The following is a 16,103-nucleotide window of genomic DNA, read 5'->3' as shown; positions in this document are numbered from 1 at the left end:
AACGGCGGGAATTATTGGCTTTCTTGCTCGCCAGCCGAGGAAGCATTTTCCGTCGACGATGCCGTGGAGTCCGCGTCGTCACCGGCGTCCGGCGCGCTGCCGGGAGGAGGCGTGGCGGGGGCCTCGGGGAGGGCCTTCGCACGCTCCACACCCGCGCTGTCGTTGAGCTGCGTGTACAGGGCGATGGCCTTGTCACGCTGCTGCAGCTCCTCCGCGAGCTGCGCGGCGCGGGGCAGGTGCTCCCCACCGAGCTTCTCGTAGAGGGGCAGCGCCTTGTCCTTGCGGCCCGCCTGCGTCCACGTCTCCGCGGCGGCGGCCGTGTCACCCAGCAGCTCCAGCCACCGGGCGCGGCCGGCGGGCTTCTGCTCCTGTTCGGCGCGGGCCAGCTCGCGCTGCGCGAGCTCCTTGGCCTCGTCCTCCAGGGTGAGCCGCTGCATGAAGTGGAACGCCTTCGGAGGAGGCAGGGGGCTCAGCACCTCCACCGCCTCGCGCCGCTGGCCCACGGCCACCAGCAGGGTCGCCGCGCCCAGCCGGTCGCCACGCTCCACCAGGGCCTTCACCTCCATGCCCCGGATGCGGTTGGCGCTGGCCAGGTCCCGGGCGCGCTCGTACGCCTTGCGCGCCAGGGTCAGCTTGTTCGCGCGCTCGTACGCGAGGGCCGCCTGGTCGAACTGCCGCGCGCGCTCGTACAGGCGGGCGACGTTCTCGAAGTCAGCCTTGGCGACGTAGTGCTCCATGAGCAGCTCGTACGCGCCGGCCTTCTCCAGCGTGGGGCCAATCTGCTCCGCGGGCAGCGTGCCCACGAGGCGGCGGGCCGCGTCGTTGTCCTGGCCGGACAGCGCCGTGCGCAGCGCGCTCTTCAGGTCACCGCCTGCCTCGAACAGGCGGGTGGCGTCCGCGAAGTTGTTGTTGCGCTCGTGCAGGCGCGCGGCGTCGCGCGTGCGGCCCATGCCTTCCAGCTGGGTCGCCTGCTCCTTCCAGTCGCCCGTCAGCTCCGGCATCGGCGCGCGCTCGGGGCGCTCACCGCGGGCAGGACGCTCGCCACGCTCGGGGCGCTCGGCCCGGGGCGGACGCTCGCGCCGCTCACCCGCCGCGCCACGCTCCGGACGCTCGCCGCGCGGAGGACGGTCACCGCGAGGCGGACGCTCGCCACGCTCCGGACGGTCACCGCGCGGAGGACGCTCGGCGCGCTCCTCGCGGGCCGGGGCCGCGGGCTCCGGCGACGGCTCGCGGCCGCTCAGCGCGAAGGCCGCCTGGGAACGGTCCGCGTCACCCGCGGCCCGCCAGACCCGGCCCACCAGCGCCATCACGTCCACCCAGGCGGCGTGCTTCTCCTTGGCGGGATCCACGGCCGGAGCCGCGGGAGCCGCCTCGGCGGGCGTGCCCCCTTCGGCCGGCGTGGCACCCTCGGCCGCGCCTTCCGCGGCCGGAGCCTCGGAGGGAGCGGCTTCCGTGGAGGCGGCGGCTTCCGGCGCCGCGCCTTCCGCGCCCGCTTCCGGCAGGGCCGGCTTCGGCTGACGCTGCACGCGCAGGAGCGTGGTGATGAGACGGCCACGCGTGTTGAGATCCAGGTCGTCGAGCGACTTGAGGTTCATGGGCCGCAGCGAGCGGACGATGGCCTCCAGCGGACCCTTCTCCGCCGCGAAGTCGTTCTTGGAGAGCGCCTTTTCCAGGACGCTCAGCTCGGCGATGACGCGCTGGCCAGGCCCCACCGGGCCCGCGTCGCGATCACGGCCACGGCCTTCACCCCGGCCGCGCCCTTCACCCCGGCCGCCACCAGGACCGCCAGGACCGCCACGACCGCCGAAGCCTCCCGGTCCGTCACGACGGGGCCCCTGGCCCGGCGCGCCCCCGTTCGGACCGCGTCCACCCGGACGCGATCCACCGCTTCCATTCTCCTGAGCCACGTGAATCTCCCGCTAGAACGCGTAGCGAATGTTGGGCGCCACCGCGAACCCGAAGGCGCCCTTGGAGGCGAGGTAGTTCCCCACGACCTCCAGCCCCACCGAGAAGTGGCGCAGCCGCGTGTAGTACTCCACTCCGGGCCCGGCAAACACAAGAATGTCGGAATCCGGGAGGAGCTTCTTGGGAGAGAACATCGCGTAGCCCACGCCGGCGCGGGCGTAGATCCACGTCCGCTTGACCTCCTGGCTGTCGGCGAAGCCCACCAGGCGGGCGCGCAGCACGGCGCCCGGCACCAGCATGGTGAAGTCACCGGACGCGGCGCCCTGCGAGTAGCCGACGTATTCGGCGCCCGCGCGGTTGGCGGAGCCCATGAAGAAGACGCCCAGGGACAGGCGCTCGCCCAGGTCCACGCCCAGCTCCACCTGGGCCATCTGCCCGGAGGAGAAGGGCCGCGGGCCGGAGTCCGCGGGCGGGTTGGTGATCCACGACGGACCGCCGTACACGCCGAAGTACACACCGCGCTCGACCTCGTTGAAGGTCACCGCGGGCCGGTCCTTCATCGCGTTGGAGCCGGCGCTGGGGGTGTCCTGGGCGCCCGCCATCGCGGGAAGAAGAAGGGCGGCGCTCAGGGCAAGAGGAGCAAGGACTTTCTGCATGGAAGGCGGCCTGGTGGGGGGCAGGCCTCCCGCGGGGGCGGGAGGGTGAATGGAAGAAGCGGGCAGCCCTGTCTCCAGGACCGCCCGCGCGGATTACGGATGTGTTGAGTCTACGTCAGTCACCGGCCTGCTTGAAGATGAACGGGTAGGTGACGATCACGGAGCCTCCACCCTTCGGCTCCGGGAACTTCCAGGTGCGCACGCGGCCGGCCACGCAGGTCTCCAGGTCCGAGTTGCCCGCCGTGGACTGCGCGACGTTGGACGTGGCCACCGAGCCGGTGGCGCTGATGACGAACTTCACGGACACCTTGCCGCCCAGCTTGGGGAAGCGGTTGAGCAGGCTCTCGTAGCAGTAGCGGATCTGCCCGCGGTTGCGCTGGATGACCTGGCGGATGAGTTCCTTGTCCAGCGAGCCCATGACCTCCGGATCCGACGAGGTGATGCCCACGTCCACGCTCTGCTTGCCGCCGAGCGTGCCCACGCCGGTGCCGTAGCTGCCGCTGCCGCCGCCACGGCCCTTGGTGCCGATGCCGCCGATGCCGATGCTGTCACCGGTGCCACCGCCGCCGCCGCCGCTGCCGCGCAGGCCCATGCCGCCGAAGCCACCCGCGTCGCCCGCCTTGGCGCCGAACATGTTGCCCATGGCGCTCTTGAGCTCGCCGCCCAGGCCCGACTTGCCGAAGATGGTGGAGATGCCGCCCTTGCCGCCGCCGAAGATCTTCGCGGTGAGGGCGCGCGCCTCGTCCTTCTTGTTCGGGTCGCCCTTGGGCGCGGTGCGGTTGTTGGCCTTGGGCGCGTCCTTCTTGCCCATCTGGCCCTCGTCGCCGCGCTGCTTCTGGGCCATCTCGCCCGACTTCTTCTCCTTCTGCTGGTTGAGCTTCTCCAGGAACTTGTTCTTCTGGGTCTCCGGAGGCTTGATGATCAGCTTCGCGATGCGCGCGTCGTTGCCCGCGAGCTCATCCGCGTATTCGTCCCCTTCCCCACTCTGGTTCATGGAGTGGATGACGAACCCGGTGGCGATGAAGAACATCACCAGGAAGATGTTGAGCGCCGTGTAGTCGATGCTCTCGCTCATGGGCACGACGACGCGCTTGGGCACCGGCTGGAACTGCGCCTCCAGCGTGAGGCCGCCCAGGTCCACCCAGACGAAGTCGTCCGCTTCCAGCGTGAGGCCGTAGGCGTCGCCGTCCTGGGAGGCCTTGCCGGACTCCATCACGGCTTCCAGGTCCAGCGTCTCGCCCTTGCGGGTCAACTCGCCCTTCATCTTGCGCGCGAAGCGCACGGTGAAGGACTGGCCGTCGGTGCGCAGCGCCTCGAACGAGGGGGCGCCCAGCTTGGCGTCGCCCATCACGAAGTCCACGCCCTTGGCGCTGCCGACCGTGAAGCCCTTCTTCGCGCCGGGGGGCACGAAGAACTCGCCCACGCGCTGGTCGCCCCAGAGCAGGCGCAGCGACACGCCCTGCGGGCCGCTGGACTTCGTCTTCTTCACGGTGCGCACGCGCGGCGCGGCGTCCTGCGCCTCGTGCGCGTCGTCCTCCACGGCCACGGCGGCCTTGGGGGCCCGGGCGGGCGCCACGGCGTTCTTCTGCGTGGGCGCGACGGACGCGTCCAGCGCGGCGGCGGGCGCGGGCGCCGGCGGCGCGACAGGCGCGGCCACCGGAACGGGCGCGGCCACGGCCTGCGCGATGGCGGCGGCGGGGGCCACCGGCGCGATGGTGGGGTTCTTGTCCGTGGGCGCGTCCGCCTGCGCGACGGCGGCGGCCAGGTTCACCGCGGCGACGGCGGCCGGGTTCTCCAGGCGGATGGTGGTGCCACCCACGCGGACCTCGTCACCGAAGGAGACCTGCCCCTTGTTGACGCGCTTGCCGTTGACGTAGGTGCCTTCGACGCTGCCCATGTCGATGATGGACATGGAGCCGTCGGCGGCCACTTCGATGACGGAGTGGATACGGCTGACCTTGTCGTCTTCCAGGCACAGGTGCGCGGAGGACAGACGGCCAATCTTGATGATGTCGCGCTCGTAGTCCTTGGAGGCGACCAACGTGTCGCCCTTGAAGACCTTGAGTGTCAGGGGTACGGCCATGGACGGCTCCCGGTAGGCTTTGGCGCTCTTGGACAACGGTGCTGGCGGAAGGTTCCCGCCGTCAGTTCGTGGAGGGGGGAATTACAGCTCGCCCACGGACTGCATCACCTTGTCCTCGAAGTCTTCGCGGATGCGGATGAGGTTGGAGTGCTTCACGGTCTTGCGCGCCTCGACGTACTCGCCATCCGGCTTCGTGAGGTCACCTTCAATGGTGTCGTCCTCGAAGTCGATGTTGGTCGTCTTCTGCATCCTGGCGCCGCCACCCTCACCCTGCGCCTTGCCGCCCTCGTCCTGGGCGAAGGCCGGGGCCACCGACAGCGTCACGCACAGCATCAGCCACTTCCGCATCCTGCCTCCACGTGGGGCCCCTTCCGAAGGCCCACTGGTGTTTCCGCATGGCGGCCCCCGCCATCAGCGCGGGGGCTCTCAAGGTTCGCATCTTCCCGAGCCGCGCCGCCAGCGTGAAGCCACTGGCGGGCGTCTCCCACATCACAGCAGGTCGTCAGTGGGCTCTTCAGAGTCCGCCGGAGCTGCATTCTTCTGGGCAGGCGCCGCCTGCTTCCCCGCGGCGGGGGTGGCGGCCGGCGGCTGCGCGCCCGTCGCGTTGGCCGGCGTGGCCTGCGGGGCGGTGCTGGTGCCGGACGCGGGCGTCGCGGCGCCCGGCGGCGGGGGGGTGCCCTTCTGCTTGGCCTCCTCCGCCTTCATCGCGGCCTGCTGCTGGGCCTGGAGGGCCTCCATCTGCTTGGCCTGGTCCTCCGCGGCCTTCGCCTCGCGCTTGGCCTGCACGATGCTCTCCGCCTCGCGCATGAGGCCGAAGACGGGGGCTTCGGCATGGAGCGCGACCTCGCCGCCCGCCAGGGCGACGTACTTCTTGTAGAGCTCCACCGCGCGCTCGGGGGCGTCCTTCACCTTGTGCAGGATGATGCCGCGGTTGAGGTACGTGGCGCCCAGGTCGGGGTTGAGCTTCTCCGCCTCGTCGTACTCCTGCATGGCCTTGTCGTACTGGCCCTGGCCCTTGAGCGCGATGCCCAGGTCCACGTGCGCGGCGGCGTTCTTGCCGTCGGCCTGCAGGATGCGGCGCAGGTGCTCCTCCGCGCCGGGGAAGTCCTCCGCGTTGAGCGCCAGCTGGGCCAGCTCCACGTGCGCCGGCACGTAGTCCGCCTTCGCCTCCAGGGCGCTCTTGAACTGCAGGCGCGCGCCCTCCCTGTCGCCCTCCTTGAGGAGGATGAGGCCCACGGCCTGGTGCAGCTCAGGGTCCGTGCCGTCCAGCTTCACCGCGCGCAGCGCGACGAGCTTCGCCATGGCCAGCTGCTTGCGGTCCAGGTAGCTGCGGATCATCACCTTGAGGGCGTTGGTGTTCATCGGGTCGCGCATGAGCGCGGCACGAGACAGCTCCATCGCCTTGTCGTGGTCGTTGTTCTGCCGGTAGATCTCCGCGAGCCGCGCGCGCGAGCCCGCGTCATCCGGGTAGCGCGTGAGCACGTCCTGGTAGAGCGCCACCGCGCCGGCCACGTCGCCACCGTTCTGCTTCATGATGGCCAGGTTGTCGGACGCCTGCCGCAGGGACGGCTTCTTGGTGAGGGCCGCCGCGTAGCGGGCCTTCGCCTCGTCGGGCTTGCCCATGCGCTCGGCGATGACGCCCAGGTTGTACTCGGCCTCCGCCAGGTTCTGGTCCGCCTCCAGGGCGGCCCTGAACTTGCGGTCCAGCGACGGGTAGTCGAAGGCCTTGGCCTTCTTCTGCGCGTCGAAGGACTTCACCGCGTCATCGAACAGCAGCATGGCGCGGTTGGAGATGGACACCGGGCCCGTGGGGGCGGCGACGGGCTTGGCGACGGGCGACGGGGCCGCCGTCTGCGTCGTGGAGCAGCCGACAGCGGTCAGCGCCAGCGTGGCCAGCAGGAGGGGGCGGAACGGGTGCATGCGATTCATTAGAGGAAGTCCTCCGGCTCCTGATCATCAACGGTCTTCTTGGGGGCGCTGCCGTCCTGGGACGCGGCGGCGGGCTTGGCGACCTCGGACTCGGTCTGCTGGCGGAGGGCGTTGGTCAGCGCGGACAGGTCCTCGTTGAGCGCCTCGCTCTTGGCCATCTTCTCCGGCTCCGACTTGGAGACCGGGGGCGGGATGTCCTGCACGGCGGCCAGCAGGTCGCCGCCCAGCACCAGCTCCTTGTTCTTCAGCGCGAGCTTCTCCTCCAGCACCTCCGGGTAGCGGTCCGGGGCGTAGGTGGTGCGGAGGATCTTCAGGCTCGCCGCGGCGCAGTCGTTGAACACGCCCAGCTCGCGGCTCTTGGCCACCGCGCCGGAGAAGGCCTCCGTGGCCTTGTCCTTGAGCGGCTGCGCCTGGTTGCTGAACTCGTCGCGCAGCGCCTGCTGCGACTCCTCGTCCAGGCCGCGCGGCATGGGCGCGTTCACGACGAGCTCCGCCATGTGGTCATACGCGAGGCCGATGCGCTGCAGCGCGCAGATGGCCGGCTCCGGGGCGCCCAGGGCCACGGTCTGCACGTACTTCTTCTGCACCACCTCCAGCGCGCGGCCCTTGTCCGCCAGCGAGCCCTTGAAGCGCTCCGGCGACGGCGGCACGCCCCAGTACAGCTTCAGGCGCTTGAACTCGTTCCAGTCCGGCTCGATGGCCAGCAGGTTCGCCTGCGCGGCGGCGGCCAGCGCGGGCTTCTCCAGCGCGGTCTGCTGACGGCGGGGCAGCTGGTCGAAGTACTCGAAGATGCGCTTGTTCATGCGGCGCACGTCGTTCGTCTTCTTCATCTTCGAGTAGATGTCGACGATGCGGCCCTCGGCCATGAGGAACTTGCTCTGGGAGCGCATGTTGTCGCGCTCGTACTCCTCCAGCAGCTTGATGGCCTTCATGTACGCGCCCTGCTTCACGTGCAGGTCGATGATGGACAGGAAGACGTCCTCGGCGTCCTTCGACTTGGGCCACAGCTCGATGTAGTGCTCGCGGTTCTTGAGCGCGGCCTTCAGCTGGCCCAGGCCCTCGCGGTAGGTGGCCGCGTTGAACAGGGCGATCTGCGCCTTGGACTCGTCCCACTTCTGCACCACCGCGGGCTTCGCGGGGCCGGCGTCGTTGGAGGCCTGCTTCGCCTTGCCGCGGGCCTTGCTCTTCGCCTTGGCCTTCGCCGCCGGGGCGCCGCCCTTCTCGCTCAGGTTGCGCTCGTAGCCCTTCACGTAGAGCTCGTAGGTGCCCGCCGCCTCCTCGAAGTCACCGATGGCCTCCAGCGCCTCCGCGTTCGCGTAGATGGAGTCCGGCACGTACTTGGACCGGGGGTACTCCGCGAACAGGCGCTTGCGGACCTCGATGGCCTTGTCCAGGCTCTTCGCCTTGTAATAGTCGACGGACGCGTTGTAGAGCGCCAGGTCCGCGATCTCCGTCTGCGGGAAGTCGTGGACGAAGTTCAGGTACGCCTCGGCCGCCTTGGAGAACTCCTTCTTCTCCTCCAGCTGGCTGACCAGCTTGAACGACGACTGCTCAATCAGCTTCGCCAGGTCGTCGCGGAACTTGCCCGTGGCCAGCTTGTCGTTGGCGTAGAAGCGGCGGGCCCACTCATTGACCTTCGCGAAGTCGCCCAGCAGGTTGTACGAGTCGAGGATGAGGTTGGCGGCGATCTCCGCGGCGCGCTGGCCGTCCTCGAACTTGTACTCGGGGTAGCCGAGCGCGATTTCAGAGAAGCGCAGCACCGCTTCGTCGAAGTGGTTGTGGCGGTAGTAGATGTTCGCCGCCTTGAAGGCGATCTCCACGCGCTTGTCGCCCTTGGGGACGTACTTGAGGTAGCGCTCGCACGCGTCGAGCAGCGACTTCTTGAGCGTGGGGATGGCGATCTTCTTCTGGATGTCCGTGCCGGCGGACTCGGACTTGGCCTCGCCGCGCGCTTCCGCCGCCTTCACGACCTCGTCGTAGGCGAGGACAGCGTTGTAGGAGGCGTTGGTCAGCCACTTGCCCGGCTTGCCCGGCTTGGGCTTGCCCTTGTCGTCCTTGGCCTCCAGCACCTTGGCGTCCTGGAGGACGACGAGCGTGTAGTTGGCGGCGGCCTTGTCGAAGTTCTGCAGGTTGTCGTTGAGGAGCTCCGCCCAGAAGAAGCGCAGGTCGTACGCCTTGGGGTTCTCCGGGAAGAGCGTGAGGTAGTCGCTGTACACGGCGTCCGCGTACTTGAAGGTCTCCTCGTTGCGCGTCTTCTTGCCCTCGTTGTGCCAGGTGACGGCGAGGTTGGAGAGCGTGCGCTCGGACAGCTCCTTCGCCTCCGCGAGCGCCTTCTTGTCCTTGTCGTCCTTGATGACGCCGGAGGACTCGACGTCCTTCATGATCTTCACGAGCCGGCGCACCTGGGCCACGGTGCGCTCCTTGTTGCCCATGCGCAGGATGCAGTCGACGATCTTGCCCTGGAAGCCAGGAGCCTCCGGCGACAGCGGCTTCTCCTTGATCAGCGAGTTGTAGGTGATGGCCGCTTCGCGGTCCTTGCCGTCGCCGTAGTACAGGTTCGCGAGCTGCTTCATCATCGCGAAGCGGTCTTCCGGATTGGTGGCGACCTTGCCGAAGTCCGCGCGGGCCTGCGTGACGTCACCCTCGCGGGCGAACGCGCGCACGTAGTCGGCGCGCGCTTCACGCACCAGCGAGCCCTTCGCCTTGGCCTTGCCGTCCTTCTCCACGGCGCCGGCGCCGGCCAGCTCACCGTAGAGGACCACGGTCTTGTACTTGTCCTTCGCGGACTCGTACTCGCCCATGTTGAAGTAGCACCAGCCCTGCTTGTAGAGGGCGAAGGCGTAGACCTGGTTCTCCGGGTACTCAGCGGCCTTCTTGTAGGCCGCGAGCGCCTTCTCCAGCTCCGGGCGCTTGCCCTTGGAGTTGTTGAAGTAGTACTCGCCGAAGGCGAAGTACGCGTCCGGGATGTACTTGGACTGCGGGTACTTCTCCACCAGGCGCTTGAACGCGACGAGCGCCTTCTTGTCCTGGCCGTCCTCCATCAGGTACTGGCCGAGGAAGAAGAGCACTTCGTCCGTGCGCTCGAACTTCGGGTACTCCTGGACGATCTTCGTGTACTGCTCGACGGCGTACTTGCCGTTCTCCTTCACCTTCGCCATCAACTCCGCCTTCTCCGCCTTGGCCTTCTGCTGGCCCGCGGCGTCGTTGCGGTTCATGGCGACGATGAGCTCGTCGTCCTTCCGGTTGGCTTCGAAGAAGAAGAACTTCGACTCCTCCCAGTAGAGCTCGCCCAGGCGGAACAGCAGGCTGGGGGCCTCCTTCTGATCAGGAGACAGCGAGATGATCTTCTTCAGCGATTCGATCTGTTCGCGGCGCTTGGAGGCGACCTGCACCTCCACGCCCAGGCGGAACTGATCATATTGAAGCGCGGGAGCGGCCTGCTGGGCTTCCTTCGGGCGCGTGATGTCGCCTGCGAGGGACTTGTCCACGGTGGTCGTGGACTTCTTGCCCAGGTCAGCGTCGCGCAGTGCTTTCTTCTCCTGGGCCGAAGCCATGGAAGTCAGGAGAACGAGGCAAACGAGTAGCGAGCGGCGCATGGTCTTCCTAGGAGCGGGGAACCGGCGTCCCTGGATGCCTGCTTGCTTGGCAAGTGTCCGGGAATCTTCGGGAATTTCCATGAGGGGACCCGTACTATGCGCGGTTTCCGCAAGGCGGGTCAACTTGGACGGACGGACGTCCGGTCCGTTGGATAGCAGGCGGGAAAACTTCAATTTCGCTGTGCCGCGGACCCGTTCCAGACAGCGACAGGAAGGTTGCACCGGCGGCCCCAACGGGTATGGGAAGCTTGCGGCTGTTCGCCTGGTCGCACTGCCTGGAGTGGTTGTCGGATCATGAGTCTTCTGCCGGAGAGCGCCAGCTTCGAAGAACTGGTGCAGGACTACTTCCTCGCGGTGCGTGGCGCGGGCCTGATGTTGTCCGCGCTGGACACCGAGCTCGTCACCGCATGGGCGCAGGAAGGCGTGCCCTTCGAGGTCGTGGCCCGTGGCATCTCGCGCTCGGCGGAGAAGGCGCTGTGGGACGCGCGGCCCGGAGAGCCGGTGCTGCGCTCGCTGCGCGCGTGCCGGCGTCAGGTGGAGACGGAGATCCGCAAGTACCGCGACCTGTCCGCGGGCCAGGGTGAGGAGGCGCCTCCCACCTCGAAGAAGCGCCCCGCGCGCTCCTGGGAAGAGGTGCGGCACGCGCGGCTGTGCGCGGCGCTGCGGGCCTTGACGGAGCGTGAGGACGCGCTGGCGCCCCGGGTGCACCGGCTGTTGGACACGGTGCTCGCGTGCGTGCCGCGCGAGCCCGCCGCGATGGATCAGCAGGAGGCGTGGGCGCTGATGGCGCTGCTGCGCGCCCTGCCCTTCACGGAGCGACGCACGGTGTGGCGCGATGCGCGCACCGGTGAACAGCAGCTGATGACGGCCCGCGCGCGGCGCGTGGCCCGGCGCTTCCGGCTCCAGGCGGCCGTCAGACGGCGGCTGGACATGAAGGAGACCTGAGAGGTGGGTTTCCCTCCGCGCGCCTGAACGGCCGGTCAGTGGGCTGACGGGCGCGGGGGACGGTGTTATTGGCAGGGCACGATGGCTGCCAAGGCGAACGGCGAGGCGTGTGGGCTGTGCGGCGGGCGGACGTACCTCATCGAGCGGCGCGGAGAGCTTGCGTCGGCGCGGGTGTGTACGTGCTCGGCGGATTGCCCGGTGTGCGGTGGACGCGGGCACATCCTGGTGCAGAAGGAAGGCACCTTCAGCGCGAAGATGGGCGCCCGGACCTATGACGTCCTGGAGCCGTGCGTGTGCACGCTCAGGCGCACGCGGGTGGCGCTCTACAACGACGTGCAGATGCCGGGCGTCATGGCGCACGCGTCGTTCGACAACTACCGGCCCTTCAACGAGGCGCAGGACCGGGGCCGCGGCGTGGCGATGCACTTCGCCCACCAGTACGTGAAGGGCGCCACCAACAAGGGCTTCGTGCTGAGCGGGCCGGTGGGCACGGGCAAGACGCACCTGCTCGCGGCGACGCTCGGGCACCTGGTGCTGGAGATGGGCGTGAAGTCCCGCTACGTGGAGATCTCCCTCCTCTACGCGACCATCCGGCGTGGCTTCCAGGACGGAAAGAGTGGCGGGGAGATCATCGGGCCGCTGTCGGAGGTGGAGGTGCTCGCCATCGACGAGCTGGGCAAGGGGCGCGGCAGCCCCTTCGAGATGGAGACGCTCGATGAGCTGATCGCCCGGCGCTACAACGCGGGGCGCACGACGCTCTTCGCCACGAACTATTCGCTGGAGCCGGAGCGCAAGGGCGCCCGGAGCAGCGCGCCCTCGGGCTACCGCGCCACGGACGACGCCCGCTCCGCCATGAAGGACGCGGAGCTGCTGCGCGAGCGCGTGGGCGAGCGCATCTACAGCCGGCTCTGCGAGATGTGCACCTTCGTGGAGCTGCCGCGCGACACCCCGGACCGGCGGCGCACGCGGCAGGAGATGGACGCGCCGCCGCCGATGGGTGGCATGCGCAACCCGGGCCGCTGATCAGCGCTTGATGGCGCGCACCAGCGAGTTGCCGGCGTCCGCGACGTAGAGCGTGCCGTCCGGCCCCACCGCGAGCCCGGCGGGCAGCACCAGCTGGGCGTCCCTGCCCGCGCCGTCATCCGCGCCGTAGCGGCCGCTGCCCGCGAGCGTGGTCAGCTTCTCCGGCTCGCCCGAGGCGTTGAAGACGAGCCGGCGCACGCGGTAGTTGCCCGGGTCGGAGATGGCGAGCGAGCCGTCCGGCAGCAGCGCCAGACCCAGGTACGGCAGCAGCTGGCCCTCCTTCGGGTCGCCGTCGCGGTAGCCGGGCGTGGTGCCCGCCATCACGGTGGTGACGCCGTCGCGCACGCGCACCACGCGCGCCATGCCGCTCTCCACGACGTAGGTGGTGCCGTCCGCGGCCTGCACCACCGCGGAGGGCCGGTAGAGCCAGTCGCCCTGGAGCGTCGTCACCGGGTTGCCGGGCGCCACCATGTCGATGCGGCGGATGACGCTGTTGTTCAGGTCCGCCACGAGCAGCGCGGTGCCGTCCGGCGTGAAGGACAGGCCCGCGGGCTGGTTGAAGGCCGCCGCCAGCGCGGGGCCGTCCTGGTAGCCCCACGAGGTGCCCGCGAACACCTCCGACCTGCCCTCCGGGGTGATGCGGCGGATGAGCGCGTTCTCCGTGTCGGAAACGTAGAGGTTGCCCAGCGCGTCCGCGGCGATGCCCATGGGGCCCGCGAGGTTGGTGAGCACCGTGCGGATCTTCCCGTCCGGGGACACGCGCTTCACGCTGTTGCCCAGCGAGTCCACCACCGCCCAGCCGCCGTCCGGCAGCACGGCCACCGCGAGCGGCGCGCCCAGTTCGTCCGGCGCCACCCTGCTGTCCGAGTGGCAGCGCTTGCCCGGCGTCCCCGCCACGGTCGTCACGGACGCCGCGAACGGCCCCATCGGCGCGGGAGCGGCCGGGGGCTGGAACTTCACCAGGTCGCCCGGCAGCTTCCGGCCCAGCGCCTTGTAGAGCACGTTGGCCACGATGCGGCCCGCGCGCGGATCCGCCACGCTCTCCCCCACCCCGGCCAGCTTCTGCACGAAGTCGATGCCACCCGAGGAGAAGACGTACGCGTCCCCCTGCTTGCGCACCACCATGTGCGCGAAGCCGAAGCCGCCCTGGAGCGACAGCGAAGGAGACTCCGCGAGCACCTCCACGCCGGCCGGCTGGCGGCCGTTGGACACCAGCTGATCCACCTCGTAGCCGTTGGCCATCCACAGCGTGTCACCGGCCTTGAAGCCCGTGCCGCTGAAGGCCCAGTGGTCCGGGTTGGTGATGACCGTCGGGAAGGGCCACTGGTGCCAGCGGGCGGCGAACTGCACGCCCAGCAGCGCGTTCTCCGGGCGGGGCGCGGGCAGGTCGCGGAACTTCGCCGTCTTGCGCTGATCCTTGTACGGATCCTCGGGCGAGCCCTTGTAGCAGGTGACCACGCGGCGCGGGCGGCCGTCGGCGGCGGGCTCCAGGCGCACCTGCCAGTAGGCGTTGTTCGCGCCCAGGTTGATGAGGGAGCGCCCTTCCGACAGCGCGCGGTCCGCGAAGTCGCGCTGCTTCGAGGACCAGTACTCGTCGTGGCCGGACATCACGAACACCTTCGCGCCGCGAAGGAAGTCGTAGCTTTCGTCCATGTCCTCGTCGGTGAAGTAGCCCACGTCCAGGTCCTGCGACTCCAGCCACGTCACCAGGCTCAGGTCGTCCGTCATCAGGTGCCCGGAGCCCTGGCCCCGGTAGTAGGGCCGGTCGTAGGAGGACTGGAAGGCGCGCGCGACGCCGTGCGACTTCATCACGCCCTTCTGATCATCGTAGAGGCTGGTGCCGCCCCAGGTGTTGTAGGCCGCCCAGGTGGCGGTGGGGATGAGCACCGCGACCTCCGAGCGCGGGTTCTCGTCCCGCACGAAGAAGGGCACGTAGCGCGAGGGCCGGTCGTCGCGAACGAGCTTCACCACGTACACGCCGCGCACCCAGTCCTCGCCGATGGGGATCTCCAGCGTGGGCGACCAGGAACAGGCGATGATGCCCGTCGTCGGATCCGCGGGGCAGTCCGCCTGCCGCGTGCCCTGCACCGGACCGCCGCGCGCGACCTCGCGGGCACCGGCGCCGCCGTAATAGCCCAGGCGGTAGACGTACCAGCTGAACTTGCGTGCCTCGGACAGGGACACCGCCACGCGCAGCGACTCGCCCTGCGTCAGGGTGGTCTTGAGGGCGTAGCCTTCAATCTCCCGGCTGTTGGCGTTCTTGTCGATGCGCCAGCCCGTGGTGCCCTTCCGCTGGTTCTCCTTGTGGACGGCGTCCGGGTCGCGCTCGGGCAGCGCGCTGCCGCCGTCGGGCAGCGTGCCCGCGTCCGGCTCGTCCTCCGGGACGCCCGCGTCGTATTCGGGAACGACGATGCCGCCGTCCGGGCCGATGACGCCCGCGTCGTTGTTGTTCAGGGGCGGATCATCATGGCGGTCGCCAGGGGGCGGCGTGCCGGGTGCTGGACCGGAGTCCTTGCATCCGGTCGCCCCCGTCACCAGGAGCGCCAGCACCACTCCCAGCCCCATCCAGCGACGCCCGTGTCCCATGCCCACCCTCCAAGGTATTCAGGGCGGAGGGTAGGCATCGACTTCGCAGAGGGAAGCGCCCGGCTCTCCCTGGGAACGGAAGTTCGACAAAAGATGGCGTTTTGTCCCCAGGGGCAGCCCGCAAGTCCTCGGATCAACAAAGGCCGGGCACGCGAAGGCCGTGTCAGCTACCGAGCAGTTCGCGGTGCAGCCGGGCCGTGAGGGTCTTGAGGTGGGCCTTGTCCACCAGGAGGGTCACCTGCAGCGGCGAGGTGCTCACGGCATGCACCCGGGCGGACAGGGCTTCGGCCGCGGACAGCGCCTTGCGCAACGGCACCCAGTCCGCGTTGAGGCCCACGCCCACGCAGGTGACGGTGCCCCAGCCGTCCTTCCACTCCACGCCCGCGCCGAAGCGCGTGGCCAGCTCGCGCTGGAGCGCCTCCGGGCCGTGGATGTCCGCGAGCGGCACCGCGAGGTACGTGCGCCCCGGCGCGCCCGGCAGCCCGTCATGGGCGAGCGTGCGGCCGCGCACGGCGCGCGCGTCCAGGAACTCCAGCAGCTCCTGGAGGGGCACGCTGGACTGGGCGACGAGCACGGCCATCTCCGTGTCCGCCGTCACGCCCTTGACGCGGCTGTCGGTGGGCACGGCGAGCTCCTGCACGCTGGTGCCGGTGCCCTGGCCGTGCGCGGTGCGCGCGAGGATGGTGATGCCGCGCGCCTTGGCCCACTCCACCGCCTGGGCGTTGAGCACCTTGGCGCCGGCGCTGGCCAGCTCCTGCATCTCGTCGTAGCTCAAGGACTCCAGCTTGCGCGCGTCCGGCACCACGCGCGGATCCGCGCTGAAGACGCCGTCCACGTCGGAGTAGATTTCACACGCCTCCGCGTCCAGCGCCGCCGCCAGCGCGACCGCGGTGGTGTCCGAGCCGCCGCGCCCCAGCGTCGTGACCTCCTTCTTGTAGGAGACACCCTGGTAGCCCGCGACGATGACGACCTTGCCGTGCGCCAGCTCGTCCTGGATGCGGTAGGGGCGCACCTCCACGATGCGCGCCTGGGCGTGCGCGTCGTTGGTGATGATGCCGCTCTGGCTGCCGGTGAAGCTGATGGCCGGCACGCCCTGCTCCTGGAGCGCCATGGACAACAGCGCCATGGAGATGCGCTCGCCGCAGGTGAGGAGCATGTCCAGCTCACGCCGCGGCGGATCCTGGGACACGCTCTTGGCCAGCGACAGCAGGTCATCCGTGGTGTCGCCCATGGCGCTCACGACGACGACGACCTGATAGCCCGCGTCCCGCTTCTGCTTCACGCGGCGCGCGACCTTGCCGAGCTTCTCCGCGTCAGCGACCGATGAGCCGCCGTACTTCTGAACCACGATTGGCATCCACGCCTCGCTTCCGGGGCAGT

At 69.6% G+C, this 16,103-nt stretch carries 11 protein-coding genes; 2 read left to right on the top strand and 9 right to left on the bottom strand.

Annotated elements, in window-relative coordinates; all coding sequences use genetic code 11:
* Positions 1-11: 11 nt before the first annotated feature.
* The 7 genes from AABA78_RS21250 to AABA78_RS21220 form a co-directional block, all read right to left on the bottom strand.
* On the bottom strand, positions 12-1,712 hold the full coding sequence (locus AABA78_RS21250; RefSeq protein WP_338265083.1) for a tetratricopeptide repeat protein: 1,701 nt from the start codon (positions 1,710-1,712) through the stop codon (positions 12-14).
* Complete coding sequence (locus AABA78_RS21245) at positions 1,679-1,885, bottom strand: hypothetical protein (RefSeq protein WP_370469476.1); 207 nt, start codon at positions 1,883-1,885, stop codon at positions 1,679-1,681. The genes AABA78_RS21250 and AABA78_RS21245 overlap by 34 nt, the downstream gene beginning before the upstream one ends.
* Positions 1,886-1,919: 34 nt before the next feature.
* Positions 1,920-2,561, bottom strand: coding sequence for an adventurous gliding motility protein CglE (gene cglE / locus AABA78_RS21240; RefSeq protein WP_338265080.1), 642 nt, complete (start codon positions 2,559-2,561; stop codon positions 1,920-1,922).
* A gap of 115 nt (positions 2,562-2,676) precedes the next feature.
* The gene (gene gltG / locus AABA78_RS21235) at positions 2,677-4,644 is read right to left on the bottom strand and encodes an adventurous gliding motility protein GltG (RefSeq protein WP_338265078.1); all 1,968 of its coding nucleotides are present in this window, start codon (positions 4,642-4,644) and stop codon (positions 2,677-2,679) included.
* An 81-nt stretch (positions 4,645-4,725) separates the two neighbouring features.
* Positions 4,726-4,992, bottom strand: a complete 267-nt coding sequence (gene cglF, locus AABA78_RS21230) for an adventurous gliding motility protein CglF (RefSeq protein ID WP_171414040.1) — start codon at positions 4,990-4,992, stop codon at positions 4,726-4,728.
* A gap of 141 nt (positions 4,993-5,133) precedes the next feature.
* The gene (gene gltE, locus AABA78_RS21225; protein WP_370469477.1) at positions 5,134-6,564 is read right to left on the bottom strand and encodes an adventurous gliding motility TPR repeat lipoprotein GltE; all 1,431 of its coding nucleotides are present in this window, start codon (positions 6,562-6,564) and stop codon (positions 5,134-5,136) included.
* 8 nt (positions 6,565-6,572) lie between these two features.
* Positions 6,573-10,169, bottom strand: a complete 3,597-nt coding sequence (locus AABA78_RS21220; RefSeq protein ID WP_171414042.1) for a tetratricopeptide repeat protein — start codon at positions 10,167-10,169, stop codon at positions 6,573-6,575.
* Positions 10,170-10,463: 294 nt separating this feature from the next.
* Between AABA78_RS21220 and AABA78_RS21215 the strand changes: the two genes are divergently transcribed.
* Complete coding sequence (locus AABA78_RS21215) at positions 10,464-11,114, top strand: hypothetical protein (protein ID WP_338265074.1); 651 nt, start codon at positions 10,464-10,466, stop codon at positions 11,112-11,114.
* Between the two features lie 81 nt (positions 11,115-11,195).
* Complete coding sequence (locus tag AABA78_RS21210) at positions 11,196-12,137, top strand: ATP-binding protein (RefSeq protein WP_338265072.1); 942 nt, start codon at positions 11,196-11,198, stop codon at positions 12,135-12,137.
* Here AABA78_RS21210 and AABA78_RS21205 read toward each other — a convergent pair whose 3' ends face one another.
* Together AABA78_RS21205 and AABA78_RS21200 are read right to left on the bottom strand one after the other, a co-directional pair.
* Positions 12,138-14,723 (bottom strand): N,N-dimethylformamidase beta subunit family domain-containing protein, encoded by a 2,586-nt coding sequence (locus tag AABA78_RS21205; protein WP_338265070.1) that lies wholly within the window; start codon positions 14,721-14,723, stop codon positions 12,138-12,140.
* A 163-nt stretch (positions 14,724-14,886) separates the two neighbouring features.
* Positions 14,887-16,080, bottom strand: a complete 1,194-nt coding sequence (locus tag AABA78_RS21200) for an aspartate kinase (protein ID WP_171414046.1) — start codon at positions 16,078-16,080, stop codon at positions 14,887-14,889.
* Between the last annotated feature and the right edge of the window lie 23 nt (positions 16,081-16,103).

The organism is Corallococcus caeni (assembly GCF_036245865.1).
GTDB lineage: Bacteria > Myxococcota > Myxococcia > Myxococcales > Myxococcaceae > Corallococcus > Corallococcus caeni.
This window is presented reverse-complemented; position numbering and strand designations above follow the sequence as displayed.

Excerpts from the sequence above, each read along its gene's own strand:
- gltE (WP_370469477.1), bottom strand. The coding sequence starts at position 6,564 with ATGCACCCGTTCCGCCCCCTCCTGCTGGCCACGCTGGCGCTGACCGCT.
- AABA78_RS21210 (WP_338265072.1), top strand. The coding sequence starts at position 11,196 with ATGGCTGCCAAGGCGAACGGCGAGGCGTGTGGGCTGTGCGGCGGGCGG.
- AABA78_RS21200 (WP_171414046.1), bottom strand. The coding sequence starts at position 16,080 with ATGCCAATCGTGGTTCAGAAGTACGGCGGCTCATCGGTCGCTGACGCG.
- AABA78_RS21220 (WP_171414042.1), bottom strand. The coding sequence starts at position 10,169 with ATGCGCCGCTCGCTACTCGTTTGCCTCGTTCTCCTGACTTCCATGGCT.
- AABA78_RS21205 (WP_338265070.1), bottom strand. The coding sequence starts at position 14,723 with ATGGGACACGGGCGTCGCTGGATGGGGCTGGGAGTGGTGCTGGCGCTC.
- AABA78_RS21215 (WP_338265074.1), top strand. The coding sequence starts at position 10,464 with ATGAGTCTTCTGCCGGAGAGCGCCAGCTTCGAAGAACTGGTGCAGGAC.
- cglE (WP_338265080.1), bottom strand. The coding sequence starts at position 2,561 with ATGCAGAAAGTCCTTGCTCCTCTTGCCCTGAGCGCCGCCCTTCTTCTT.
- gltG (WP_338265078.1), bottom strand. The coding sequence starts at position 4,644 with ATGGCCGTACCCCTGACACTCAAGGTCTTCAAGGGCGACACGTTGGTC.
- cglF (WP_171414040.1), bottom strand. The coding sequence starts at position 4,992 with ATGCGGAAGTGGCTGATGCTGTGCGTGACGCTGTCGGTGGCCCCGGCC.